The organism is Brevundimonas sp., assembly GCF_032055285.1.
Classification (GTDB): domain Bacteria; phylum Pseudomonadota; class Alphaproteobacteria; order Caulobacterales; family Caulobacteraceae; genus Brevundimonas.
This window is the reverse complement of the sequence record NZ_DAMBRE010000010.1, coordinates 25,616-48,986: the sequence shown is the minus strand read 5'-3', so window position 1 is coordinate 48,986 and position 23,371 is coordinate 25,616. Positions and strand designations below refer to the sequence as shown.

The window sequence follows — 23,371 nt, the reverse complement described above, 5'->3', positions numbered from 1 at the left end:
CGAAGCTAGATCAGCGTTTGTAATTCGGCAAGCGGAACAGATTTCTCGTATCAGAATTTATTCATTGTCAGCCACGTGGGGGTTGCTTAGGGGGGAATGGCGGGCCGGCCGGCGCCCGCGGATTTTTCCCGGAGCGTGTCGTGCGAACCCTTCAGAGCCTCAAGCCGGGCGGTCCGGACACGCTGGAGATTTGCGACGTCGACGCCCCGGTTCCGGGGCCGGGCCAGGTCGCGGTCGCCGTCCACACCTGCGGCGTCAACTTCCCCGACAGCCTGGTGATCGAGGACCGCTACCAGCTGCGGCCGACGCGGCCCTTTTCGCCCGGCAGCGAACTGGCGGGCGTGGTGAGCGCGACGGGGGAGGGGGTGACCTCTCCGGCGATCGGCCAGAGGGTCTCGGCCTCCCTGCCGTTCGGCGCCATGGCCGAGACAGTGGTGGTGTCGGCGGATCGTTGCATCGTCATTCCCGATTCCATGCCGTTTGACGAGGCGGCCGCGCTCCAGGTCACCTACGGCACCGTCTATTACGCCCTGCGCGGTCGCGCGGCCCTGCGTCCCGGGGAGACTCTGCTCGTTCTCGGCGCGGGCGGCGGCATTGGCCTTGCGGCGGTCGAACTGGGCAAGGCCCTGGGCGCGCGGGTCGTCGCGGCGGCGTCCTCGGCGGAAAAGCTTGAGGCGGCGACCGCCCTGGGGGCGGACGTCGGCCTGGTCTATCCGCGCGAGATGGGCGCGACGGACTCCCGGGCCTTCGCCGAGGCGATCCGGGCGGCTTGCGGCGGGACCGGTCCTGACGTCGTCGTTGATCCGGTCGGCGGCGCCTACGCCGAGCCGGCCTTCCGCTCCATCGCATGGGAGGGCCGCTATCTGGTGGTCGGCTTTGCGGCCGGCATACCCTCCATGCCCTTGAACCTGACCCTGCTGAAGGGTGCGCAGATCATCGGCGTCTTCTGGGGGGCCTATATGGCGCGCGATCCCCAGGCCGGAGCGGCCGACATGCGCGCATTGATGGATCTGTACGTCGCTGGCAGGATCAGGCCGCAGGTCTGGGAGCGCTTTCCCCTCGAAGAGGGTGGTCGGGCGATTTCGCGCCTGGCGTCGCGTCAGGCGCGCGGGAAGATCGTGGTTGAGGTGGTTTGTTCTGGAAATAGAATGAAGGCCTGATATCAGAATTCTTCTGGACCGAGCCGAACGGCGCGGCTAGTTTCCGCCCTGGTCCGGCGATGCCCGGTCAGGGCCTCTGCGAGGCGCCGCGGCTGCTGGAACGGAACAGGCGGACTGTCGTCGAGAGGCAGGCTCCGCAGGCGGCGGCCAAGCGCGTCTGCATCGAGGATGAACGGATGAATGCGATGATCGGCACGATGGAACAGGGATGGCGAACCGGCCTCCGCGACACCCCGATCGCGGCCCTGAGGCGGGCGGTCGCCGCGCACCCCGACAAGGTCTTCCTGGACTTCAGCGGCGAGACCCATACCTATGCGGCGTTCGACCGGACGAGCAACCGCTTCGCTCACGTGCTCGAGGATCTGGGCCTGACGGCGGGGATGCCGATCGTGTCCATGCTCGACAACAATGTCGATGCGGTCACGACCTGGATCGCCGCCAACAAGATCTCCCTGATCAGCGTGCCGCTGAACACCGCCCTGATCGGCCAGTTCCTGCGTCACCAGATCGAGGACGCCGGGGCCAGTCTGATGGTGTGCGAAGCCCGCTATCTGCCCCGCCTCCTCGAGATCGAAAGCCAGCTCACGACCTTGAAGACGGTGCTGGTCCGCGGGACCTGGGAGGCTGCGCCGGATTCAGGCCTGAACATCCAGCCTCTGGACGCCTATCGTGGAACCGACGACAGCGCCTTCGAGGTCCTGCCTGACCCCGGCGCCCTGAACGCCCTGATCTACACCTCGGGCACGACGGGTCCGTCCAAGGGCTGCATGATCACCGGCAACCAGATGTGCCATTTCGCGCGGATGCTGACGCGGTCTGCGCCCTTCGGTCCGGACGATATCTACTGGACGCCTCTGCCGCTCTTTCACATGAACGCCATCGCCACAGGCGTCGTCTCGGTGATGCTGGTCGGCGCGACCATCTCCTTTGCGCCCAAGTTCTCCGTGTCCGGCTTCTGGCCGGCGATTGAAAAATCCGGGGCTACGGTGGTGTCGATCCTGGGCTCGCTGGGCACGCTGCTGGCGCGCGCTGACGATCATGAAGCCATGGCGCGCTGCTTCGGGCAGGTCCACACGGTCAAGGGCAATCCCTTCCCTGAGGAGATCAAGGCGATCTGGCGCACCCGTTTCGGCGCCCGAAAGATCGGTTCGAACGTCTATGGGCTCACCGAAGGCCTGCTGACCTCCATGCCCGCTGACGGCGCCTATGCCGAGGGCTCCTCGGGCAAGGCGGCGCCCGAGCTCGACGTCCGCATCTTCGACGACCAGGACAATGAGGTGCCCATCGGCGTCGCCGGAGAAGTCGTGTGCCGGCCGTTGATGCCGGACATCATTTTCAAGGGCTACTGGCGGCGCCCCGAAGACACCCTGAAGGTCATGGGGAACCTGTGGTTCCACACGGGCGATATCGGCAAGTTCGACGAGAACGGCTTCTTCTACTTCGTCGACCGCAAGAAGGACTACCTGCGCCGGCGGGGCGAGAACATCTCCAGCTTCGAGATGGAGAGCTCGATCCTGACCCATCCGGCGATCGAACAGGTCGCGGTTCACGCGGTGCCGTCGAATCTGCAGGAGGACGACCTCAAGGTGACGGCCAAGCTGAAGCCGGGCGCCGCGCTCTCCGAAGCGGAGCTGTGTCGCTGGTTGATCGAGCGGGTGCCCTATTATGCCGTTCCTCGCTACATCGAGTTCCGACCGGAACTACCGGTCAACCCGCAAGGGCGGGTGCTCAAGTTCCAGCTCCGCGACGAGGGCGCGACCGCGACGACCTGGGATATCGAAACGACGGACATCAAGCCGGCCCGCTAGCGGCCGGCGAATGGCCACGCGCCATGCGGCGCGCGACCGGAGAGATGCTGCGGGCGCTCCGCGGGCATGCGTTCCAAATCCCCGGCGCGTCCTGGCGGCGGCCGGTCCTCAGGAGGCTGAGATGCGGCTCTTGTCGTTTGAACTGAATGGTGAAGCGACCGTGGGCGTGCGGGTCGGCGAAGAGGTGGTGGACCTGTCGATCGCCGCGCCGCAACTTCCGCGGGACATCCGTTCTCTGCTGGCCGCCGGGCCGGAGGCGCTCGCCGTCGCCGAGGCGGCGGCCGCGTCGGCGAATGCGACGGCGCGCCGCCCTCTCGAGGGTCTGCGCCATCTGACGCCGATCCCTCGCCCGGACAAGATCATCGGCCTGGGCAAGAACTACATGAAGCATGTCGAGGAGATGGGGGCGGAGGTCCCATCCTTCCCCGGGATGTTTCTTCGCACGCCGGATTCACTGGTCGCCCACAACCAGGCTCTCTGGCGGCCCGAGGCGTCCGACACCCTCGACTACGAGGGAGAGCTGATGGTCGTCATCGGCCGGGGAGGGCGGATGATCTCGCGCGAGGAGGCCCTCTCCCATGTCGCCGGCTACGCCTGCCACAACGACGGCAGCGTCCGGGCCTACAACTACATTCCCTCCGCCGTAACCGCCGGCAAGAACTTCCTCAGGACCGGAGGGTTCGGACCCGAGATCGTCACGGCGGATGAACTGCCGCCGGGCTGCAAGGGGCTGCGGCTGTCAACTTCCGTCAACGGCGAACTGCGCCAGAGCGCCGACATCGCCGAGATGCGCTGGGATGTAGCCCATCTCGTCCATCTGATGTCGACGATCTTCACTCTTTATCCCGGCGACCTGATCGCCACCGGGACGCCGTCGGGCTGCGCCGCCGGCTCGCCGGATCCGCAGTGGCTGACGCCCGGCGATGTCGTCAGGGTCGAGATCGAGGGGGTCGGCGCCCTGATCAATCCCATCGAGGACGCCCCCAGGGTCAGGACCGACCTCGACGTGCGGCTCTAGCGCACCATCATCAGGCCGCCGTCCACCGCCAGGGTCTGGCCGGTGATGAAGCGCGAGGCGTCGCTGGCGAGGAAGACCAGGACGGGCGCCATGTCTGCGTCAGGATCGCCGAGCCGCCCGCCGAGGGGGATCATCATCGCCATGCCCCGGTCGTGCGCCTCCAGCTGTTCGGGCGTCATTCCCGCCCGGGTGGCGTCGTACATGGGGGTCCACATGCCGGGGGCGATCGCATTGACAGAGATTCCGTAGGGGCCCCACTCCTGGGCGATCGTGCGGGTCCAGGCCAGGACAGCGCCCTTCGAGGCGGCGTAGTGGGCGCAGCCGCGAAGGCCGAGCGCGCCGGCGGCCGAGGCGAAGTTGAGGATGCGGCCGCCCCGGTCCTTCAGGTGAGGAAAGACCGCCTGGTTGGCGATCATGGTGCCCCGGGCGTTGACCCCGACGACCAGCTCCCATTCCTCGTCGGTGATCGCCTCTGCGGGGGTGTAGCGCTGCACGCCCGCCGCGTGGATCAGGACGTCCAGCCCCCCCATGGCCGCGACCGCACGGTCGACCGCCGCGCGCGTCGACACGCGTGAGGACACGTCGCAGGTCTCGTAGGCGAAGACGCTTGAGGGCGGGCTTTGGGCGGTATCCGCCGGCGGCCCCGAGAGGTCGAGGCCCGTGACCATGGCGCCGGCCGCCGCCAGGGCGCGGGTTGCACTGGCGCCTATGCCGCGTGCAGCGCCGGTGACGATGATTTTCTTGTTCGCCAGGGTGGAGGTCTCGTCCATGGTTCTCTTCCTGCGGGCGGCGCCCGATAAGTATTTAAAGTCAGATAGCTGAGGCGGTTACTTCCGCCGGTTCAGGCTTCGAGGCTCTGCGCTCGGCCCTCCGGTCCGTTCTGGATTGTGAAGGCGCCATTCTTATCTGAGACATTTATTCTTGCGACAGATTTTAAATTCTGTTTAGTTTTTCCTCAACGCGACGCCTTCAGGCAGTCGTGAAACACGGGGCGATAGACCCCACCGGGGAGGTTAAAGATGTCGATCACCAACGGCCGACGTGTGTCCAGATCTCTACACCGCAGCGCTCTGGGGCTGCTGGCCTGTACGGCCCTTACCGCGCCTGCCTATGCGCAAGACGCCGCGCCCCAATCCGGCGCCACCCAGCTTGACGAAATCGTGGTCACGGCGCGCCGCACGGAAGAGAATCTGCAATCCACCCCCGTGGCGGTCACCGCCGTCGGCGCGGAAGCGCTGGAGCGGAACCAGGTGGCAGACGTCACCGACCTGCAGCGCACCGCGCCAAGCCTGAGCGTGGCGACCGGCGCTCCAAGCGCCTCCGGGTTCGCCTTTGTCGCCGTGCGCGGGCAGGGCAACCTGCAGGCCCTCGTCTCCAACGATCCGGCCGTGGCCATCTATGTGGACGGGGTCTATATCCCCCGCCCTTCGCAGGGACTGACCGATCTGCTCGACCTGCAGCGCGTTGAAGTCCTGCGCGGACCCCAGGGCACGCTTTTCGGCCGGAACACCGTCGGCGGAGCGCTGAACATCATCAGCGCCGATCCGACCGGCGAGCTCGGCGGAATGATCCGCATCGAAGCCGGAAGCTATGACCAGATGGGCGCGAGCCTGGTGCTCAACGCTCCCATCACCGAGCGCCTGTCGGGACGGTTCGTGGCCAGCACCAGGGAGCGCGACGGATACGGCAAGAGCATCCCCCTCGGCCGGGACGTCTGGGATCAGAGCAGCAGCTTCTTCAGGGGCAAGCTCAAGTATGAGGATGATCGCGCCCGGGTGGTGTTGTCGGGCGACTACAACAAGATCGAGGACAATGGCCAGTTCACGGCCCTTCTCGCCTATGCGCCCCAGGTCTTCGGGCCGACCGGATCCTTTGGTCCGTTCGGACTGGCGCCGCTCCTTGACGCCTCTCTTCACCGCGACGGCAGCTTCTACACCAGCTACGCCACCGGCTATTTCAAGCCTGTGAACAACCCGAACTTCGCAACCCTGCCTGCTGAGGTGCGAGCCCTGTACGACAAGCCGCTGGGCAACCAGGTCGAGGCCTACGGGTTCGGGCTGGATGCGTCGATCGACATCGGCCCGGTGACGCTGAAATCGATCACCGGCTACAGGTTCAGCGACTCGGACGGGGTCATCGACACCGACGGAACGCCGGCTCCGATCCTGACCACCTGGGCCGGCTATTCCTCGGAGCAGTGGTCGCAGGAATTCCAGATCAGCGGCGCGCTGGGCGAACGCTTCAACTATATCGCGGGCGTCTACTATTCCGACGAGACGGGCGCCGAATTCAGCCGGTCGCAGAACTTCGGCTTCCTGCCCTACAACGCCGCGACGCGTCCCTATGCCGGACTGGCCGGCCAGAACTACGCAGATGTCACCAACACCTCCCTCGGGGTCTTCGGCCAGGGCTACTACCAACTGACCGATACCCTGCGCATGGCCGCCGGCCTGCGCTGGACCTGGGACAGCCGCGACACCGTCCTCCACAACTACAGCACCTGGGGCGTGCCGGGCACCTGCAGCGTGGCCAAGCCCGACGTCGCCGGCGTCTGCGCCCAGACCCAGGAAGTCGAGTTCGACTATCCCGCCTGGACCCTGGGTCTCGACTGGCAGATGACCCCCGATGTCTTCGCCTATATCCAGACGCGCGGCGCCTCGAAGTCGGGAGGATGGAACACCCGGGCCGGCAGTCTGCCGGCGTTCGAGCCCGAAAACGTGCGCGACGTGGAAGGGGGACTCAAGGCGACCTGGTTTGATCGACGCCTTCGCACCAACCTGGCCGTCTTCCATGCATGGCAGTCGGATGTGCAACGCCAGGCTGCGGCCCTGACTCCGGCGGGGGCGAGCACCCAGTATGTCGTCAACGCGGGCGACGCGCGCGTCTACGGGGTGGAGCTGGAAGGCGCCTATCGTCCCTGGGCGGGCATGGAGCTGGCCGGCAATATCAGCCTGATGGACGGCGAGTACGAAAGCGGCACCTTTGTGGAGCAGCAGTCCGTGCCTGGCGCCAACCAGCCGGGCTGCGTCACGGCGCCGAGCGGCGCCTCGTCGATCTGCCCTGTTGATCGGAGCGGCGAAGAACTGCCGCAGTTGCCGAAGCTTCAGTTCAGCGTGGGGGCCACCCAGGTCCTTCCCACGACGTTCGGCAGCGTGACCCTGCACATGGGCTACGCCTACCTCGGCGAGCAATACTACGGGCCGGTCACCGCCTCGCCGCTGCAGCCTGCGGCGACGCAGGCCCTCTACGCCGAGACGAACAAGCTGAATCGCACGCCTGGATACGGACTGTTGAACGCCCGCTTCTCCATGCAGTTCGACGCGCAGGACGTCGAGTTCGCGATCTACGGGAAGAACATCCTGGGCGAGCAGTACAACGTGCGCCAGCTGTCTGACCTCTACTCGTCCGGCCTCGGCTTCGCCACAAGCTTCATCGGCGAGCCGACCACCTACGGCGCCTCCCTGACCAAGCGCTTCTAGCTCTCTCTCTCTCGAAACTGTCGCCGCCGACCGGAAGCCCGGTCGGCGGTTTTTTCATGAACGGGCTGAGGGAGGGGCTCTTTGCACCGGCCGGGCAGGGATCGGGCGGGGACCGCGGCGGGCTGGGGCCCGCGCCGCGCCCGTGCCCGGAGGCGGCCCTGTCGGCGAACCCCAGCGCAAGAAAAGGGGCCTTCACCCTGAGGTGAAGGCCCCTGCGGAGCGGTTCGCGGTGTCGCGGGTCTGGAGGCCCTAGGGGGCGTCCCAGACCACATGGACCGCGTCGGGTCCGCGCAGCGATACGCCGCGGACGACCGGACGGGGGAAGGCGGGGTCCAGCCTCAGGTTCGGCAGCAGGTCGAGCAGGAGGCCCACGGCCTCCTCGATCTCCACCTTGGCCAGCCACATGCCCACGCACATATGGGCGCCGAAGCCGAAGCCGAAGGCCGCCATCTGCTTGCGGTCGATGTCGAAGACGTCGGGGTTTTCGAACACCGTCTCGTCCCGATTGGCCGAGCCGACGCAGGCGGAGATGATGGAGCCCTTGGGAATGACTACGTCCTGCAGCGTCACGTCGGCCTGGCATTCACGCACCTTGAAGGTGGCGACGGCGTCGTGGCGGACGCTCTCGTCCAACACCTTGCGCATCAGGGTCCGGTCGGCGCGAAGACGTTCGAGCACCTCGGGATGGTCGAAGAGGTGGGTCATCATGATCGCGAAGGTGCGCGAGGTGGTCTCGGAGGCTGCGGGCAGCATCATGCGGACGAAGTTGGTGATCTGATGATCGTCGAGCGTGCGGCCCTCGAATTCAGCCCGGATCAGGCGGCTGATGAGATCCGGACCTTCGGCGCCCGAGGCCCGCCGCGCCTGGACGGCCAGGAGGGTGGGGTCGTACAATTCCTGGAAGGCTTGGAAGGCTGCGCGCTTCGCTTCGGGATCATTGGCCATGCCGCCCAGCACCTTGAGGGCCTTGGTGGCGAAGGTCTCGAGGGCGGCCGGGTCGTTGTCCGGGAAGCCCAGGACGGCGTAGACGACGTGAATCGGGAACATGACGCCGACCGTGCTCACGAGCTCGGCCTTGCCGAGCGGGATGAGCGGCTCGATGAAGGAGCGCTGGATCAGGGGGCGGATATAGGTTTCGCGCCACTCCTCCATCACCGCGGGGGTGAAGGAGGGCTGCAGAATGCCGCGCAGCTGGCGGTGCTCGTCGCCGTCCAGGCCCGTGATCATCAGGCCGTCGAGGAAGGGGCCGAGGCCTGTTTCCATCAGGATGCCGCTGGTGAAGGTCTTGGTGTCGCGCAGCACCTTCATGACGTCGGCGTGCTTGAAGATGGTGTAGATCGGCCGGCCCGTATGGCCCGCGAAGGAGGCGGACCCGAGTTCGGCGCAGATGTCGCCTTGCATGACGGGCTTGTTGGCGCGGTGGTCGCGATAGATTTTGTCGAGATCGCCGTCGTCTCCGGCGAACAGGGCGCCGACCTGGGCGAAGCCTTCGGCGAGGGAGGCGTTGGGTGCAGGCTGGGTGTTCATCGATAGTCCTTCCCGGGGTTCGGCCCGCCTCGCGAATGCGAGCGCGCTCTGTTTTGGATAGAGAATAATATTCTGAGGGACTTGTCCATCAGGCGATCGGCGTTCTTCGGTCCTTGTCGGGCTCGTGGCCGTGAATGGCGGCGATCGCGGATGGGTCCGTGTAGTCGCGCCAGCGAACAAGCTTGCCGTCGTCGTCCAGTTCAAAGACGCCCGCGATGGAAAAGGCGGCGATCTCCCGACCGTCCGCGGCGACGAGGCGGTCGATCCGCTCGGTCAGGACGATGTTGCCGCAGGCGGCGATATGGACGGTGTCGACCAGGATCTTCGCATAGCCCATGGCCGCTTCGAAGCGCGCGCCCAGGGCGAGGGCCTCTTCGACGCCTATGGTTTCGGACAGACCCATATTGGTCCATCGCGTGTCGGGCCGGAACAGGGCGCGCAAGGCCTTTTCGAGGGGCTCCGGACCTTCGGACCAGGCGTCGAGGAAGGCGCTGACGATATCGACGGGCGTGCGGTTCACGGGGCGGTCGCTCCTTGTTTTCGGCCAGTGGAACGGCGTTTGCGGCAGCGGCGTCCGGAGGAATGGGCTAGGCTTGCCGGTGCGAGCCATGATCCTCGCGCGACAAGGATTGCCCCCCGATGAGCCCTGCGATCTCCGCCATTCCCCTGACCCGCATCGATGGACAGACCGACAGCCTGGCGGACCACGCCGGCCGGGTCCTGCTGATCGTCAACGTCGCCTCGAAGTGCGGCCTGACGCCTCAATATGAAGGCCTGGAAGACCTCTACCGCGTCCATCAGGCGGCCGGTTTCGAGGTGCTGGCCTTTCCCGCCAACAACTTCAACGGCCAGGAGCCGGGCGCTGACGACGAGATCGCCGGCTTCTGCCGGACCAGCTACGACGTCACCTTTCCCCTCTATTCCAAGATCAGCGTGAAGGGCGACGACATCCATCCGCTCTACGCCGCGCTGACGGCGCTGCGACCCGAGACGGTGGGCGACGGCCCGATGCGCGAACGCCTGGCCGGATATGGCGTCCCCGTCGGCGGACCGGGCGAGGTCGTGTGGAATTTCGAAAAATTCCTGATCGGCCGCGACGGTCAGGTCCTCGCGCGGTTCGCGCCGGACGTCGAGGCCGCCGATCCGCGGCTGACCGCGGCTGTCGAGGGCGCGCTGGCGGCCGGCTGAGGCCGCAGGGGCTTGCGGGTCGCGGAGGCGTTCACTGTCCTCCGCGACCCGCATCAACCCACCCGGGCCGTGATCTTGGCGTGCGGGCCGCGGACCTGGGCGGCCCAGGCCTCGGCGAGGTCGGCGAACTCATGATCGGCGTAGTCGACCTCGATCGCCTGCGCCTTCTGCATCGCCAGCAGCCTGCGCCATATGGCTTCGCGGTCGGCGGGCGGCCGCTGGCCCGTGCCGATGCAGGTGAGGGTGCGAAACAGGAGGTCGCCGATGTTCAGTTCGACGACACGTCCCGCCCCGGTGCCTATGGTGATCAGACGCGCCCCCCATTTCGTCGCCTTGACGGCGGACAGGAAGGGCTGGCCGAAGACCAGATCCAGCACGACGTCGAACCCTTCGCCGCCGGAAGCGGTCTTCAGTTTTTCGACGTCGTCGCTTCCGCCCATGGCGACGGCGGCGTCGGCCAGGCCGCGTTCCATCAGCCTGTCGAGGCCGGCCTGGCTGCGCGCAGCGGCTACGACACGGCCGGCGCCGAGATTTCGGGCCAGCTGGAGGCCGATCTGGCCCAGAACCCCGGTGGCGCCGAGGATCAGCACGCGCTCGCCGGGCTGGATGTTCGCCGCTTCCAGAGGCACAAGGACGCCGGTGCCGGCTATGCCCATGGTGATGGCGGTGCGGTCGTCGACGTCGTCGGGAACATCCCAGACCTCGGCGGCCGGAACGAGCGTCTTTTCGGCCCAGGCGCCCCAGGGCGCGACGGACCGCTCGCCGAAATAGACCCGTCGTCCGTCTTCGGCGCGGCCGACGCCTTCCCCGCGGATCACGCAGGGATACTGGACCCCGAGGCGATAGGCCCCGAGGACGTCCCAGCCGCCGAGGCCGGCGGTGTCCACGGTGATCAGGACGCAGCCGTCCTGCGGGGCGGGTTCGGGAAAGTCCTGGAGGACCGGGGCGGCTCCGTCGCCGGATATGACGCCTGCGCGCATGGAAGAGCTCCTGGTTCGGCGGGGGAGGCGCGCGCCGGCCGGCGCCGAGGGATCGACGCCGGCGGCCCGTCGCTGTCGGTTCAGAGGAAGATGGCGAGGTTGGGGAAGCCCAGCACCGTCTGGTCGACGATGATCTCGCGGCGGGCCAGCTTGATGCCGTCGTCGTAGCGGCGCAGCAGATCGTGGCGGACGCAGCTGAGGAACAGCAGGTTGGTTTCCTCGAACCGGCTGCGGCTGCAGAGCAGATAGCTCTTCACCTCGAACTCGTCGGGATCGTCGGTGGCGTCCACGAGGATGTTGGTCACCAGCCTGCGGGTGCGCGACGGGGGGTCTTCGGCCCAGGCGCTGCGGGTGTCGGTGATGCGGCCGACGCGGCCCCGGATCGAGGCGTAGGTTTCGTCGAAATGCATCACCGTGCGCACGATTGACTGGGCCTGCTGGTGCAGGGGGCGGGTCTGGCGCACCGGGCAGGTGTAGCGCAGGTCGACATCGAGCCGGGCCACCCATTCGGCCAGGCGGATCTCGTCCAGGAGCCAGGCTTCCTCATAGAGGAACTCGGTGATCTCATTATAGGCGGGCGAGCCTACCGGCACGCGCTTGGGGCGGAAGGGGGCGTCCGAGGCGACGCTTACGTCGGTCGGGATGACGGCGTTCATGGTCATGGTGTTGTGATCCTGATGATGGCGGCGATGATGATGATCAAGCGGGGGCGTTCATCAGTTCGCGATAGGCCAGCCACCAGTTCCACTGGGTGTCGTCCTTGGTGAAGCCTTCGTAGACCAGGGCCGGGCCGGGCCAGTCGGGCCGTGGCGGCGTGGTGCAGACGGCCTGGTATTTCATGGTTACGTGGCGCGCGGCGGCGCCCTTGGCGGTCTGGGTGATGTGCGGCCAGGTGTCGGAATCGTCCTGTTCGACCATGCCGGAGGTGCCCAGCATGCGCACAGCGAACTGCAGCGCCTTCTGCTTGTGTTCTTCGGGCGCGTCCTTTTCGGCCAGGATGTAGTTGCAGAACTCCAACTCGTCCGGACCCTTGGGAATATAGGTGTGCAGCGAGGTCAGGCCGATGATCTCGCCGTCGGGTTGCGGCACGTAGATGAAGGCGATCAGGACGTTGGGGAACATGCCTCCGACCTGGGGCGGGCTGTCGACCAGAAGGCCCAGCTGTTCCGGAGACAGGTTCCGGATCAGCTCGGGAAGCATCTCCTTGGTGATGCCGGGCGGCGGCACGATGGCCAGCTTCTCCTCCAGCGTCAGATTGCCGTCGCGGAAGCCCGCCGCCTGCTTGAACTTGTTGGCCACGGGCATGCAACGCAGGGAGTGGCCCTGGAGCGAACTGACTTCCGTGCCGTACATGGAGGTGGTCAGGTCGCCGTCGCCGAACTTGGCGAACTCGCCGAGCCAGCGGTGCAGGGTCAGGGTGTGGAAGCCGTCGGAGGCGGACTGCTCGCAGGCCGTCTTCCAATTGGCCTTGATCGTGAAGCGCTGCGGCGGGCCGAGGGCCTCCAGGCCCTTGTCCGTCCGGCAGAACAGCATGTCGTAATACCACTTCATCTCGCCGAGGAACTCGTCGAACGAAGGGCCTTCCAGGTTCCAGGTGGCGAAGATCAGGCCGCCGTAGAGATGGCTCCGCGCCTGGGTCAGGCCGAGCTTTTCCTTGGGCAGGATGTCGCCGTGCATCTTCTCGCCGGCCACGGGGGCGCCGATGAAGTCGCCGTCATTCTTGAAGGCCCAGCCGTGATAGATGCAGGTGTGGACCTTGGCGTTGCCGGCGTCGGCCGTGCAGACGCGCATGCCGCGGTGGGGGCAGACGTTCAGCATCACCCGGATCGAGCCGTCCTTCTGGCGCGTGATCAGAACCGGATCAGACCCCATCAGGCGAGTGATGAAGTCGCCGGGATTGGGAATCTCGCTTTCGTGGCCCAGCAGCAGCCAGGTCTTGCCGAAGACCTTGCGCATCTCGATGTCGTAGAGCTCGGGGTCCGAGATCGCCCTGAGCTGAACTTCCCGCGTCTCGATGTTGATCAGGTCGTCGATGGTCGTCCCATCTGAAAGGGTCGCCCGTGTCCGGTCCAGCATGTCTTTCCTCCTGGGCGCTGAGCACCACATAATTTTGAACAGAGGTGGCATTTCTGTATAGAAAATGCAACTCATCGATTTGTTGAGGAACGACGGGCCGCTGGCCCCCGGAGAAGTCCCAAAGGGACGCCCGGCACGGAGGAATAAGATGAGTGCAAATGCGATCGCGCATCGCGTCGTCGCCGACCGTAGCGCCTGCTGCGGCTACGGGACGTGCGTGGAAATCTGCCCCGAGATCTATCAGCTCGAGGGCGGGCTGGTGGTTCTGACCACCGGACTGGTGCCGCCCGAGCTGCTCGAGCGGGCCATTGAAGGCGCCGAATCCTGTCCGCAGGCGGCCATTGTCGTGGAACCTGTCGAAGGATGACCGCCCCGTCAGTCGCGGCGAGCCCGACGGCGCGCGCCCGCAGTGATCGCAGGCCGCCAGGCCTGCTGTCGCTGTCGCTGATGGGCATTCCTCTGACCGCCCTGTCCCTGCCGCTGGTGGTGATGATTCCTGAGCATTACGCCACGGTTCTGGGGCTGCCCCTGGCCGTCATCGGCGTCATTTTCACCTGCGTGCGCGTCTTCGACATCGTGGTCGATCCCCTGCTGGGGGCGGCGATGGACCGTACGCGAAGCCGCTGGGGCCGCTACCGGCCCTGGCTCATCTTTGGCGCGCCAGCGCTGATGCTGGCGGTCTATCTGCTCTTCATGGCCCAGCCGGGCGTGGGGCCGCTGTATCTTCTCGCGACCCTGACGGCCGCCTTCCTCGGCTGGTCGATCTTGTCGCTGGCCCAGCTGGCTTTGGCCTCCGGCCTTGCGACGAGCTATGATGAGCGGTCGCGGGTCTACGCCTGGCTGCAGTTTGCTTCATTGCTGGGCATCCTGACGGTCATGGGCTTTCCCATCCTCCTGTCGAAGCTAGGCGAAACCGGCCTGGAGCCGACGCGGCTCATGGGCTGGATCATCATCCTGTTGATGGCGCCCGCCGTGGCCCTGGCCGCATGGCGGGTGCCCGAGGCGGCGGCCGTCACCCAGCGTCACATCGTCGGCCTCAAGGATTATCTGGCCGTGGTGGGCCGCAAGGCGGTGTTTCGCATCGCCGCCATCGACCTGTTGTTCGGCCTGGGTTTCGGCACGGCCTCGGCGATGCTGGTCTTCTTCATCACGGCGGCCAAGGGGCTGGATCGAAGCGCGGTCGGCGTCGTCCTCATCGCCCAGGTCGTCACCGCCATGATCACCGTGCCGGCCGTCGCCTGGCTGGCGCGTCGGCTCGACAAGCATTTCGTACTCGGGATTTCGGGCGTCCTCGCCGCAGTCGTCAGCGTGGTCTTTGTCTTTCTGCCTGACGGAAACCTCCTGGCCGCCTCCCTGGGCATGATGGGCTGGGGGCTGTCGTTCGGCGCCTTCAACCTCCTGCCGCGGGCGATGATGGCGGACGCAGGCGACGAGCTTCGTCTGGACTCGGGCTCGGACCAGACCGGCGTCCTCTATGCGCTTCTGATCAGCAGCTGGAAGCTGGGCGGGGCGCTGGCCGTCGGCCTGTCCTTCGCGGCCCTCGCCCTGGTCGGTTACAAGCCCGCGCTGATGGCGGCCAATACGCCGGAGGCCATATCCGGTCTGGAGATGGTGTTCGCCGGTCCGTCGGCGGTCCTGTTCCTGCTCGGCGCCTGGCTGGCCTTCACCTATCCCCTGACCCGCGACAAGCACGCCGCCATCCGCACGGCGCTGGACGCCCGAGACGCGCGGGCGGCTCAGGAAGGGGCCCCCCTGTGACGCGCCGGCTGGAGGGGCGGGTCGCCCTGATTTCCGGCACAGGCGGCGGCCAGGGGCGGGCGGCGGCCTTGAGGTTCGCCGCCGACGGCGCCGTCATCGTCGGATGCGACGTCAACGCCGAGGCCGACGCCGAGACCCTGCGGCTGGTCGCCGAGGCCGGCGGCCTCATGACGACCATGGTCTGCGATCTCGGCCAGCCCGAGGGCGCGGCGGCCTGGATCGCCAAGGCCGTCGCCGAGCACGACCGTATCGACATCCTCTACAATAACGCCTCGGCGGCGCGGTTCGGCTCTATCGCCGAACTCTCCGTCGAGGACTGGCGCTTCACCATCCGCAACGAACTGGACCTGGTCTTCCTGAGCATGAAGTTCGCCTGGCCCCATCTGGCCAGGCAGGGTGGAGCGATCATCAATGTCGCCTCGACCGCCGGATGGCAGGGGTCGCGCGGCAACGGCACCGCGGCCCACAACGCCACCAAGGGCGGGATCATCGCCCTGACGCGCCAGGCGGCGCTGGAGGGGGCCGTCCACGGCGTGCGCGCCAACAGCATCAGCCCGGGCTTCATCATCACCCCCGGCACGCGCGCCTTTGTCGAGAATCCGGCGGTGCGCGCCCAGCTGACCAGCGGAATTCCGCTCGGCCGGCCCGGTGAACCGGAAGACGTCGTCGGCATGGCCGCCTTCCTGGCCAGCGACGAGGCCGCCTTCATCACCGGCGCCGACTTCATCATCGACGGCGGCACCACCGCCTGCTGAAAAACCTGCAAGACAAGGATCAGGACAATGGATATCCGCGGCATCGGCTATCTCGGCTTTGAAAGCCCCAATATCAGCGCCTGGCGCACCTATGGCCCCGAGGTGCTCGGCCTCGCTGTCGCCCCGTCGCCCGAGGACGAGCCGGAGTCCCTCTATCTGCGTATGGACGACCGCCGCTATCGGTTCGCCTTCCAGCCGGGCCCCATCGACAAGTTGGCCTATATCGGCTGGGAATGCGTCAACCGGATCGCCTTCGAGAAGGCCGTCAAGAAGCTCGAGGACGCCGGCATAGCTGTGGAGTACGGGACGGACGATCTTCGGACGCGCCGTGCTGTGCGCGACGTGGTCCGGTTCAAGGACCCCGTGGGCTACCAGTACGAACTCTTCTACGGCCAGAAGGGCGAGCCCGACTCCTTCATTCCCGGACGCCGCCACGGCGGCTTCAACACCCATGGCCGCGGCTTCGGCCATGTCGTGGTGATCACCCCGGAATACGGACCGGAGCTGGATGATTTCCTGATCAACATCATGGGCTTCCAGTGGTACGGCTCGGGCGCGGGCAAGGGCAAGACGGGCTTCTACCGCGCCGGGCTCAACAACCTGACCAGTCATGACATCGGCTACGGACATGCGCCGGGTCGGATGGGGGTCCAGCACATGGGCCTGCTGACGGGCGATCTGCGCGATGTCGGCGAGACCTGGGACATCGTCAACAAGCGCGGCATCCCGGTGCAGATGACCCTCGGTCAGCACACCCAGGATCCCCATTTCTCCTTCTATCACTTCTCGCCGTCCGGCTTCGCCGTCGAGGTGATCGCCGAAACCCATCCCTGGCCCGGCGATCCGTTCGAACTCAACGCCGAGCGTCTCAGCTACTGGGGGCATGAACTGGTCGGTCCGATTCTCGGAACCACGGTCCGCACCCCCGAGGAACTGCTCTGATGGGATTGCTTGACGGCAAGGTCGCCCTGGTCACCGGCGGGGGCGGCGGCATCGGCAGAGGCATTGCTCGCAAATTCATCCGCGAGGGCGCCTCGGTCATGGTGGCGGAGTACAATGACGACTACTGCGCGACGATTCGCCAGGAGCTGGTCGAGGAGCTGGGCGGTCAGGCCGAGGTGCTCAAGGCCGATGTCAGGGTGAAGGAACAGATCCAGGGCGCGGTCGAGGCGACCGTCGAACGGTTCGGCGGCATCGACATCCTGATCAACAACGCCTTCACCCTGAGCCCCAAGGTCCTTCTCGAGCACAAGACAGACGAAATGCTCGACGCGACCCTGCACTCCGGCCTGTGGGCCGGCTGGTGGGCGATGCAGGCTGCACGGCCGCACATGATCGCCAGGGGCGGCGGCTCGATCGTCAACTTCTACTCGATCGACGTCGAAACCGGGGCGTGGCTGAACTCGGACTACAGCATCACCAAGTCCGCCCTTCGCGGCCTGACCCGCAGCGCGGCGCACGAGTGGGGCCGGTTCAACATCCGGGTCAACCTGCTGTCGCCGGCGGCCATGGGGACGGTGTTCCAGAAGATGGCGGCGGATTCGCCGGGGTTCGCCGAGCGGGTCGCAGCGATGAAGCCGCTTCAGCGCAACGGGGATCCCGAAGAAGATATCGCGCCGGTGGCGGTCTTCCTGGCGTCGGACATGTCCCGCTTCGTCACAGGCGAACTGATCAATGTCGACGGCGGCCTGCATATGCCGGGATATCAGTCGCGGCCTGCGAACGTGGCTGAAATGGAACAACAGGGCGGCTGAAGCCGACGACGAGAGGGAGGCGAGGGTATGGCGTTATTGGATGGGAAGGTCGCGCTGGTCACCGGCGCGGCGGGGTCTATAGGGTCGGAGACGGCCCTGGCCCTGGCCGAACAGGGGGCGCGGGTCCTGCTGACCGATCTGCGGGCGGCCGAACTTGAAGCGGTGACCGAGCGGCTGAAGGGGCAGGGACACGACGTCGCCTGCAAGGCCGGGGACATCACTCGCGAGGATGACATCCGTGGGGCGGTCGAGGCGTGCGTCGCCGCGTTCGGCGGCGTCGATATTCTCGACAACAACGCGGGGGCGACGGGTTTCTCCTCGCGCGACCTCGACATACCGGACATGCCGGTCGAGCTGTGGGACCAGGTCCAGTCGATCAACGCCCGCGCCCCGATGCTTTTCTGTAAATACGCCATTCCCTCCATGCTGGAGCGGGGCGGCGGATCGATCGTCAACATCTCGTCCGGCCAGTCCCTGTCCGGCGACGTGAGCAACTTCGCCTACGCCGCCAGCAAGGCGGCGATCAACGCCCTGACCCGGCACATGGCCACGGCCTATAGTCCGAGGGGGGTGAGGGTGAACGCCATAGCCGCGGGGCTGATCATCCAGCCCGGTATGGAGCAGCGGCTGCCGGCCCATATCCAGGACATCTTCCTCAGCCATTGCCTGGTGCCGCGACTGGGCGTGCCGCGCGACATCGCCAATATGGTGGTCTTCCTGGCCTCCGACCTGAGCAGCTATGTCACCGGCCAGATCCTCTCGGTCGATGGCGGCTTCACCGCCCATCTGCCCAGTGTCGCCGACATGCGTCCCACCATCGAGAGCATGAAGAAGGCGCCGGGCCAATGGACCTGAAGGGAAAGACGGTCGTCCTTACCGGCGCCTCGACCGGCATCGGCGCGGCGACGGCGCTGGAACTCAGCCGGGCCGGTTGCAATCTGGTCCTGACCAGCCGCCGCCTGGAGAAGCTTGAGGCCCTGGCGGCGACCTTGCCGGGGCCCAGCGTCCTGCTGGCCGCCGACATCGCTGAGGCCGGGACGCCGGAGCAGTTGCTGGGCCTGGCCAAGGAAGGGTTCGGACGCGCCGATGTGGTCGTCAACAATGCCGGCGTCATGGCGGTCGGGACGATGGACTCCATCGACCTGGACGCGGTCAGTTACATGATCCGTGTGAACTTCGAGGCGGTGGTGCGCAGTTCCTACGTCTTCGCCCGCGAATTCCGCAGCCAGTCGTCGGGTGCGATCATCAATGTCTCCAGCATCAGCGCCTATCTCATCTCGCGGGCGGGCGGGGTCTACGGCGGGCTCAAGCACGGGCTGGAGGCCTTCACGCAGTCGCTTCGCATCGAACTGGCGGGAACCGGCGTCAAGGTCGGCACCATCGCGCCGGGTTCGACCTCGAGCGAAATGTTCGACAAGATGATGGCCGCAGCCAAGGTCGAGAACCCGGTTGCGCTCGACCCCGAAGACATCGCTCGCGCCATCCGCTTCATGCTGGAGCAGCCGGACCGGGCGAACATCGCCCGGCTGGCGCTCTATCCCCAGGGCGAGGCCTACTAGGTCACTCGGCGGCGAGCGTGGCCTCGCGCGCTCGCCCCAGATCCTGCATCTCGCGTTTCAGCGTGGGGTAGTAGGCGATCGCGCCCTGGAGCCCGCCCGACACGTCGATCGACGCCGCGCTGAGGAAGCTGGCCAGGTCGCTGGCCAGGAAGAGGCAGACATGGGCCACCTCTTCTGGCCGGCCGAAGCGCCCCAGCGGCACGATCTTGACCACCATCTCGAGGAATTCCTCGCGGCTGATGGTCGAGGGCATCTCCTTGTAGTGCCGGTCCCACTGTCCGGTGTCGATCCAGCCCATGTTCAGGCTGTTCACGAGAATATTGTCCTTGGCCAGCTGCTGTCCCAGCAGCTTGGACAGGGCGATGCCGGCCGCGCGGTTGGTCACCGAGGGAATGCCGTCGGGCGTCGGCAGGGCCCCGGCCAGGGCGTTGATGTTGATGATGCGGCCCCACTTCTGCTTGCGCATGTGCGGAACCACCGCCTGCGCGAAGCGGAAATGGGCGACCTGGATATTGTCGGCGTGGTCGAGGATGTCCTCGGGCTCCAGGGTTTCCAGGCTTCCACCCTTGCCCTGGCCGGCGTTGTTGACCAGCACGTCGACCCCGCCCCAGGCCTCGGCGACCTGAGCCGTAAAGGCACGCACTGCAGCGGTGTCGCGCACGTCCAGGGGAACCGCGATCACGTCGGCGGCGCCGAGGGCCCGCAGGTCCGCGGCGACAGCCTCCAGGGTGTCGGCGCTGCGCGAACAGATCGCCAGGCGCACGCCTTCCTGGGCGAAGGCCGTTGCGACCGCCCGACCGATTCCGCGGCTGGCGCCGGTTACGATCACCCGTTTGGCGCTAAGATCGATATGCATGTGCGACGGTCCTCCAAGGCGTGAAACAGGCGGATTTTCCTGTAATTTTCTATACAGAAATGACTATTATGTATCGAAATATCGTCCAGACAGGCGGGCGCGGTTTGCGTGATCGGTCCCGACCGGATACGGTCCCGCCTGAACTCCCGGAGCAAGATACGTATGACCGTCAACGCCAGAAGGGCTCGCCCGGAGGCTCCGGTCGAGCGTTCGGCCCTCACAGACGCCGCGCCGCCGGATGCGCCTGCCCGCAAGCGCCGTGCGGATCCCCGCGCCGCCAGAACGATCGAGAACATCATCACGGCAGCCCAGAACGTGATGATGAATCACGGAACGCCGCGGATCACCGCCCAGGAGGTCTGTGACGCCGCCGAGATTTCCCGCGGGACCCTCTATCGCTACTTCCCCTCGATGGAGGCGGTGCTCGAAGCCGTGGTCCTGCGTCTTCGCACCGAGACCGACGAAGAGCTCAGCCACGCCATGGCGGGCTGCAAGACGCCGGCGGAGCGGTTCGCCGCCTTTCTGAAGTACAGCGTCTCCAACAATGAAACCCACCGCGGGGCCCAGTTCCTGCATGTCGAGCCAGCCTTCGTGCTGCAGTATTTCGAGTCGAACTTCGACCATTTCATTGCGCGGGTTCTGACGGCGCTGGAATCGGTGTTCGACGCTTGGGAGCGCGACATCGGCGTGGTGGTGGACCGGAACGCCATTGCCGAAATGATGGTGCGGCTGGCGCTGAGCGAGACCATTGTGTCGGCGCGCGACGGCAAGCCCCTGGCGCTGCGCCTTCAGGCGACGATCGACGCCGTCCTCAGGGCCCTCAAGCCGGCCTAGGCCCGCCTCGGCGCCTTCGTCGGCCCCGGTCCGTCGTTCAGGCCAGGGTCTTGGGGCCGACGACATTGCGCAGGGCGCCGACGCCCTCCAGCACGACCTCGACGAGGTCGCCCGGGTTCAGATATCGCCCGGAGCCCTGACCGACGCCTTCGGGCGTGCCGGTGAACAAGAGGTCGCCGACGCCGAAGCTCACCCGGGCCTGGACGAAGCGGATCAGCGCTGAAACATCCCAGGTCATGTCTGCTGTGGTTCCATCCTGACGGACTTCGCCGTTGATCGTGGTGGACAGGCGCAGGGCGGGGCTGCCGACCGGGAACTCATCGCGCGTGACGATCCAGGGGCCGACCGGGGTGGCCCGGTCCTGGCTCTTGGCGGCGTAGAGATCCATGCCTATGCCCGGCGGGCCGCTGCGTTGCAGGTCGCGGGCGCTGACGTCATTGCCGGCGGTGTAGCCGAGGACGCAGGCGAGGGGGTCGTCCAGGTCGATCTCGTCCGTGCCGATCACCACGACCAGTTCGCACTCATAGTCGAGCTGTTCGGTGAGGGGCGGGTACCGGATGGGATCGTTCGCGCCGATCAGGGCGCCGAAGGCCTTGAGAAAGGCGATCGGCTGGGTCGGCGCAGCGACGCCGAATTCGACAAGATGCTTGCTGTAGTTAGCCCCGGAGATGACGACCTTGCTGGTCCGCTCGCACGGCGCGAGCAGCCTCAGCGTCGACAGGGCGCGGGCAGGGCCCTCGAACCTCAGGGCGGCTTCGCCCTCGCCGCGTGTGACGCGGGGACCCCAGTCGGCGATCCCGCCGGAGATCGGACGGGCGGCGTCAGCCTCGGGGTCGACGACGGCCCAGAAGGGGGCGCCGCCGTCGCTGCATAGGGCGAGTTTCATGCGGTCAGTCCTGAGTTCTTGAGCCCGTCGCGCAGGCGCCCGGCGACGGCGCGGGCGCGCTCGCCCTCCTTGCAGGCGAGACGGGCCATCAGCGGCGTATTGTCGAAGATGGGCGCGTCCGCCGGCTTGCGGCCCACGAGCATGAAGTGGGTATGGACGGCGTTGTCGCCGAGCGAGATGACCGAGGTCTTTTCAAATCCGGAGGCGGAGAGGCCGGCCGAAAGGGTCTTGATCAGCGGCCCGAAGCTGGCGGCGGCGGCGTCCGAGATCGAGCCGACGCCCTGGTCGTGGTCGCGGGTGAAGACCATCAGCACGCCGGCCGCCTCGCGCATGGCGACCACGCCCCAGTGTTCGCCGTCGAGCACCAGGTTCTCGGGCGGAGCCGTCTCCAGCATCGTGCAGATCTTGCAATCGCCATGGCGAGGCATCGGGGGTCCTGTTGTTTGCAGGCAGCGGCGAAGGGGGCGGGGGCGGCTGACGACGGCGCGGGCGCCGCCGTCAGCCTGACGGGGTCAGGCGGCGACGAGCGTCTTGGCGCGTCCCATCTTGTCGAGGTCGATGTGGAGCAGGTCGACGGCGTTCTTCCAGCGCACCTTCTCGAGGTCTTCGGCCGACATCCGAAGGCCGGTCGTCAGGTCGCCGCGGATCGCGTCGGAGCCTCCGAAATTGGTGCCGTATACCAGACGGTCTGCGCCAATCACCTCCACCAGGGCCTGGCGCATCGGCAGTTCATGCAGTTCGGGGTCGAACCAGAAGTTCGGCAGGTATTCCTCGAGATCCTTCTTGTTGTGGACCACGTCGAGGTTCTTGATGGTCTGCGCCAGACGGCCCAGCTGATAGGGCACGAAGCCGCCAGCGTGGGTGATATAGACCTTCAGGTTGGGGAAGCGGTCCAGGACCCCGCCGCAGATCAGGTACCAGAAGCACTTGGTCTCATCGTAGTTCATGCCGACGATGGCCGTGGTCTCGTACTTGTCGGTGTTGGCCTTGGCCCCCCAGGTCACGGACTGGTTGTAGCCGTGCACGAACATCGGCAGGTCCAGGTCGCACAGAACCTCCCAGATCGGGTCCATGCGCGGGTCGTCGAACTCCATGCCGCCAAAGTTGGAGCCGCCGGCGCTGAGGCCCTTGGCGCCCAGTTCCGTGCAGGCGCGACGGATCTCCTTGGCGGCGTTGACCGGGTCTTGCAGGGCGGCGGTGGCCCACATCATCAGCCGGCCGTCCGAACGGTCGCAGTAGTCGGCGAGGGTGTCGTTGACCTTGGTCGAGAAGCGGTTGGCGAAGGCGGGATCAGCCCAATACATGTAGCAGTGCGAGGGCACCGACAGGACCTGTGCGTCCTGGCCGAGGGCGTCCATCCCGGCCAGGCGGTGCTTCGGATCATTCCACTTGGACATGAACTCGGCGACTTCCATCGTCTCGCCGCGATTGACGGCGGCGCGTCGTTCCGGAGAGCCGAGGGACAGAATCCATTCCCCCACGCGCAGGCGGATATGGCCGTCGTCGTGTTTCTCGAAGAAGGGGCCCCAGTGGGGATCCTGATTGTAATAGCCGGGCAGCGGGGCGTGGGCGTGAAGATCGATCAGCATGTGATTTCCTCCTGTCGAGGTCCTCTGGGGCCTCGTTGAACCATTGTGCGCGTCGCAGGCGGCGCGGTATTTTTTGAACGGATCTATAGAAGTTGTTCAGTTATTCTCTATCGCGAATGGCGTTTGGCCGTCAAAGCAAACCCT

Annotated in this window: 23 protein-coding genes; 13 read left to right on the top strand and 10 right to left on the bottom strand. The window is 66.5% G+C overall.

The window, feature by feature from the left end:
• Nucleotides 1-140 precede the first annotated feature (140 nt).
• The 3 genes from RTY13_RS16290 to RTY13_RS16280 all read left to right on the top strand — a co-directional run bounded on the left by RTY13_RS16290 (nt 141) and on the right by RTY13_RS16280 (nt 3,986).
• On the top strand, nt 141-1,160 hold the full coding sequence (locus RTY13_RS16290; protein WP_312785050.1) for an NADPH:quinone oxidoreductase family protein: 1,020 nt from the start codon (nt 141-143) through the stop codon (nt 1,158-1,160).
• A gap of 176 nt (nt 1,161-1,336) precedes the next feature.
• A complete protein-coding gene (locus RTY13_RS16285) occupies nt 1,337-2,968 on the top strand; it encodes an AMP-binding protein (protein ID WP_312785048.1) in 1,632 nt (543 codons plus the stop codon).
• A 121-nt stretch (nt 2,969-3,089) separates the two neighbouring features.
• Nucleotides 3,090-3,986 carry a fumarylacetoacetate hydrolase family protein gene (locus RTY13_RS16280; protein WP_312785046.1) on the top strand — a complete coding sequence of 299 codons (897 nt, stop codon included), beginning with the start codon at nt 3,090-3,092 and terminating at the stop codon, nt 3,984-3,986.
• On the opposite strand, the gene RTY13_RS16275 is transcribed toward RTY13_RS16280, so the two are convergent.
• Nucleotides 3,983-4,756, bottom strand: coding sequence for an SDR family oxidoreductase (locus RTY13_RS16275; protein ID WP_312785044.1), 774 nt, complete (start codon nt 4,754-4,756; stop codon nt 3,983-3,985). The genes RTY13_RS16280 and RTY13_RS16275 overlap by 4 nt on opposite strands.
• Nucleotides 4,757-5,005: 249 nt before the next feature.
• On the opposite strand from RTY13_RS16275, the gene RTY13_RS16270 reads away from it, so the two are divergent.
• Nucleotides 5,006-7,465, top strand: a complete 2,460-nt coding sequence (locus tag RTY13_RS16270; RefSeq protein WP_312785042.1) for a TonB-dependent receptor domain-containing protein — start codon at nt 5,006-5,008, stop codon at nt 7,463-7,465.
• Nucleotides 7,466-7,714: 249 nt separating this feature from the next.
• On the opposite strand, the gene RTY13_RS16265 is transcribed toward RTY13_RS16270, so the two are convergent.
• The gene (locus RTY13_RS16265) at nt 7,715-8,992 is read right to left on the bottom strand and encodes a cytochrome P450 (RefSeq protein WP_312785040.1); all 1,278 of its coding nucleotides are present in this window, start codon (nt 8,990-8,992) and stop codon (nt 7,715-7,717) included.
• Between the two features lie 88 nt (nt 8,993-9,080).
• Nucleotides 9,081-9,512 (bottom strand): limonene-1,2-epoxide hydrolase family protein, encoded by a 432-nt coding sequence (locus RTY13_RS16260; RefSeq protein WP_312785038.1) that lies wholly within the window; start codon nt 9,510-9,512, stop codon nt 9,081-9,083.
• Between the two features lie 119 nt (nt 9,513-9,631).
• Between RTY13_RS16260 and RTY13_RS16255 the strand changes: the two genes are divergently transcribed.
• Nucleotides 9,632-10,180 (top strand): glutathione peroxidase, encoded by a 549-nt coding sequence (locus tag RTY13_RS16255; protein ID WP_312785036.1) that lies wholly within the window; start codon nt 9,632-9,634, stop codon nt 10,178-10,180.
• A 53-nt stretch (nt 10,181-10,233) separates the two neighbouring features.
• On the opposite strand, the gene RTY13_RS16250 is transcribed toward RTY13_RS16255, so the two are convergent.
• The 3 genes from RTY13_RS16250 to RTY13_RS16240 all read right to left on the bottom strand — a co-directional run bounded on the left by RTY13_RS16250 (nt 10,234) and on the right by RTY13_RS16240 (nt 13,236).
• Complete coding sequence (locus RTY13_RS16250) at nt 10,234-11,160, bottom strand: zinc-binding alcohol dehydrogenase family protein (RefSeq protein WP_312785034.1); 927 nt, start codon at nt 11,158-11,160, stop codon at nt 10,234-10,236.
• A gap of 80 nt (nt 11,161-11,240) precedes the next feature.
• Nucleotides 11,241-11,822: a 3-phenylpropionate/cinnamic acid dioxygenase subunit beta gene (locus tag RTY13_RS16245; protein ID WP_312785032.1), complete on the bottom strand. Its 582-nt coding sequence runs from the start codon at nt 11,820-11,822 to the stop codon at nt 11,241-11,243.
• A 37-nt stretch (nt 11,823-11,859) separates the two neighbouring features.
• On the bottom strand, nt 11,860-13,236 hold the full coding sequence (locus RTY13_RS16240) for an aromatic ring-hydroxylating dioxygenase subunit alpha (RefSeq protein WP_312785030.1): 1,377 nt from the start codon (nt 13,234-13,236) through the stop codon (nt 11,860-11,862).
• A gap of 148 nt (nt 13,237-13,384) precedes the next feature.
• On the opposite strand from RTY13_RS16240, the gene RTY13_RS16235 reads away from it, so the two are divergent.
• From RTY13_RS16235 to RTY13_RS16205, 7 genes are read left to right on the top strand one after another with little or no spacing between them, the layout of a single operon-like run.
• Nucleotides 13,385-13,603, top strand: a complete 219-nt coding sequence (locus tag RTY13_RS16235) for a ferredoxin (RefSeq protein ID WP_312785028.1) — start codon at nt 13,385-13,387, stop codon at nt 13,601-13,603.
• A complete protein-coding gene (locus tag RTY13_RS16230; protein WP_312785026.1) occupies nt 13,600-14,994 on the top strand; it encodes an MFS transporter in 1,395 nt (464 codons plus the stop codon). Before RTY13_RS16235 ends, RTY13_RS16230 begins: the two co-directional genes overlap by 4 nt.
• Nucleotides 14,991-15,749, top strand: a complete 759-nt coding sequence (locus tag RTY13_RS16225) for an SDR family NAD(P)-dependent oxidoreductase (RefSeq protein ID WP_312785024.1) — start codon at nt 14,991-14,993, stop codon at nt 15,747-15,749. The genes RTY13_RS16230 and RTY13_RS16225 overlap by 4 nt, the downstream gene beginning before the upstream one ends.
• 27 nt (nt 15,750-15,776) lie before the next feature.
• On the top strand, nt 15,777-16,691 hold the full coding sequence (locus RTY13_RS16220) for a VOC family protein (protein ID WP_312785022.1): 915 nt from the start codon (nt 15,777-15,779) through the stop codon (nt 16,689-16,691).
• Nucleotides 16,691-17,503: an SDR family oxidoreductase gene (locus RTY13_RS16215; RefSeq protein ID WP_312785020.1), complete on the top strand. Its 813-nt coding sequence runs from the start codon at nt 16,691-16,693 to the stop codon at nt 17,501-17,503. Before RTY13_RS16220 ends, RTY13_RS16215 begins: the two co-directional genes overlap by 1 nt.
• A 27-nt stretch (nt 17,504-17,530) precedes the next feature.
• Nucleotides 17,531-18,358 (top strand): SDR family NAD(P)-dependent oxidoreductase, encoded by an 828-nt coding sequence (locus RTY13_RS16210; RefSeq protein ID WP_312785018.1) that lies wholly within the window; start codon nt 17,531-17,533, stop codon nt 18,356-18,358.
• A complete protein-coding gene (locus RTY13_RS16205) occupies nt 18,349-19,062 on the top strand; it encodes an SDR family oxidoreductase (protein WP_312785017.1) in 714 nt (237 codons plus the stop codon). Before RTY13_RS16210 ends, RTY13_RS16205 begins: the two co-directional genes overlap by 10 nt.
• Before the next feature lies 1 nt (nt 19,063).
• Here the strand turns inward: RTY13_RS16205 and RTY13_RS16200 are convergent, their stop codons facing one another.
• Nucleotides 19,064-19,918: an SDR family oxidoreductase gene (locus RTY13_RS16200; protein ID WP_312785016.1), complete on the bottom strand. Its 855-nt coding sequence runs from the start codon at nt 19,916-19,918 to the stop codon at nt 19,064-19,066.
• 162 nt (nt 19,919-20,080) lie between these two features.
• On the opposite strand from RTY13_RS16200, the gene RTY13_RS16195 reads away from it, so the two are divergent.
• Entirely contained in the window at nt 20,081-20,752 is a 672-nt protein-coding gene (locus RTY13_RS16195; protein ID WP_312785015.1) for a TetR/AcrR family transcriptional regulator, read from the top strand.
• Nucleotides 20,753-20,789: 37 nt separating this feature from the next.
• Here the strand turns inward: RTY13_RS16195 and RTY13_RS16190 are convergent, their stop codons facing one another.
• The 3 genes from RTY13_RS16190 to RTY13_RS16180 all read right to left on the bottom strand — a co-directional run bounded on the left by RTY13_RS16190 (nt 20,790) and on the right by RTY13_RS16180 (nt 23,227).
• Nucleotides 20,790-21,638, bottom strand: coding sequence for a fumarylacetoacetate hydrolase family protein (locus RTY13_RS16190; protein ID WP_312785014.1), 849 nt, complete (start codon nt 21,636-21,638; stop codon nt 20,790-20,792).
• Entirely contained in the window at nt 21,635-22,066 is a 432-nt protein-coding gene (locus RTY13_RS16185) for a hypothetical protein (RefSeq protein ID WP_312785013.1), read from the bottom strand. Before RTY13_RS16185 ends, RTY13_RS16190 begins: the two co-directional genes overlap by 4 nt.
• 84 nt (nt 22,067-22,150) lie before the next feature.
• Complete coding sequence (locus RTY13_RS16180; RefSeq protein ID WP_312785012.1) at nt 22,151-23,227, bottom strand: amidohydrolase family protein; 1,077 nt, start codon at nt 23,225-23,227, stop codon at nt 22,151-22,153.
• Nucleotides 23,228-23,371: the final 144 nt, after the last annotated feature.

Bases quoted from the DNA above. Each gene is read 5' to 3' on its own strand.
- RTY13_RS16200 (WP_312785016.1), bottom strand. From the start codon at position 19,918: ATGCATATCGATCTTAGCGCCAAACGGGTGATCGTAACCGGCGCCAGC.
- RTY13_RS16275 (WP_312785044.1), bottom strand. From the start codon at position 4,756: ATGGACGAGACCTCCACCCTGGCGAACAAGAAAATCATCGTCACCGGC.
- RTY13_RS16190 (WP_312785014.1), bottom strand. From the start codon at position 21,638: ATGAAACTCGCCCTATGCAGCGACGGCGGCGCCCCCTTCTGGGCCGTC.
- RTY13_RS16285 (WP_312785048.1), top strand. From the start codon at position 1,337: ATGAATGCGATGATCGGCACGATGGAACAGGGATGGCGAACCGGCCTC.
- RTY13_RS16195 (WP_312785015.1), top strand. From the start codon at position 20,081: ATGACCGTCAACGCCAGAAGGGCTCGCCCGGAGGCTCCGGTCGAGCGT.
- RTY13_RS16185 (WP_312785013.1), bottom strand. From the start codon at position 22,066: ATGCCTCGCCATGGCGATTGCAAGATCTGCACGATGCTGGAGACGGCT.
- RTY13_RS16220 (WP_312785022.1), top strand. From the start codon at position 15,777: ATGGATATCCGCGGCATCGGCTATCTCGGCTTTGAAAGCCCCAATATC.
- RTY13_RS16230 (WP_312785026.1), top strand. From the start codon at position 13,600: ATGACCGCCCCGTCAGTCGCGGCGAGCCCGACGGCGCGCGCCCGCAGT.
- RTY13_RS16245 (WP_312785032.1), bottom strand. From the start codon at position 11,822: ATGACCATGAACGCCGTCATCCCGACCGACGTAAGCGTCGCCTCGGAC.
- RTY13_RS16265 (WP_312785040.1), bottom strand. From the start codon at position 8,992: ATGAACACCCAGCCTGCACCCAACGCCTCCCTCGCCGAAGGCTTCGCC.
- RTY13_RS16235 (WP_312785028.1), top strand. From the start codon at position 13,385: ATGAGTGCAAATGCGATCGCGCATCGCGTCGTCGCCGACCGTAGCGCC.
- RTY13_RS16250 (WP_312785034.1), bottom strand. From the start codon at position 11,160: ATGCGCGCAGGCGTCATATCCGGCGACGGAGCCGCCCCGGTCCTCCAG.
- RTY13_RS16205 (WP_312785017.1), top strand. From the start codon at position 18,349: ATGGACCTGAAGGGAAAGACGGTCGTCCTTACCGGCGCCTCGACCGGC.
- RTY13_RS16180 (WP_312785012.1), bottom strand. From the start codon at position 23,227: ATGCTGATCGATCTTCACGCCCACGCCCCGCTGCCCGGCTATTACAAT.
- RTY13_RS16215 (WP_312785020.1), top strand. From the start codon at position 16,691: ATGGGATTGCTTGACGGCAAGGTCGCCCTGGTCACCGGCGGGGGCGGC.
- RTY13_RS16270 (WP_312785042.1), top strand. From the start codon at position 5,006: ATGTCGATCACCAACGGCCGACGTGTGTCCAGATCTCTACACCGCAGC.
- RTY13_RS16280 (WP_312785046.1), top strand. From the start codon at position 3,090: ATGCGGCTCTTGTCGTTTGAACTGAATGGTGAAGCGACCGTGGGCGTG.
- RTY13_RS16240 (WP_312785030.1), bottom strand. From the start codon at position 13,236: ATGCTGGACCGGACACGGGCGACCCTTTCAGATGGGACGACCATCGAC.
- RTY13_RS16210 (WP_312785018.1), top strand. From the start codon at position 17,531: ATGGCGTTATTGGATGGGAAGGTCGCGCTGGTCACCGGCGCGGCGGGG.
- RTY13_RS16255 (WP_312785036.1), top strand. From the start codon at position 9,632: ATGAGCCCTGCGATCTCCGCCATTCCCCTGACCCGCATCGATGGACAG.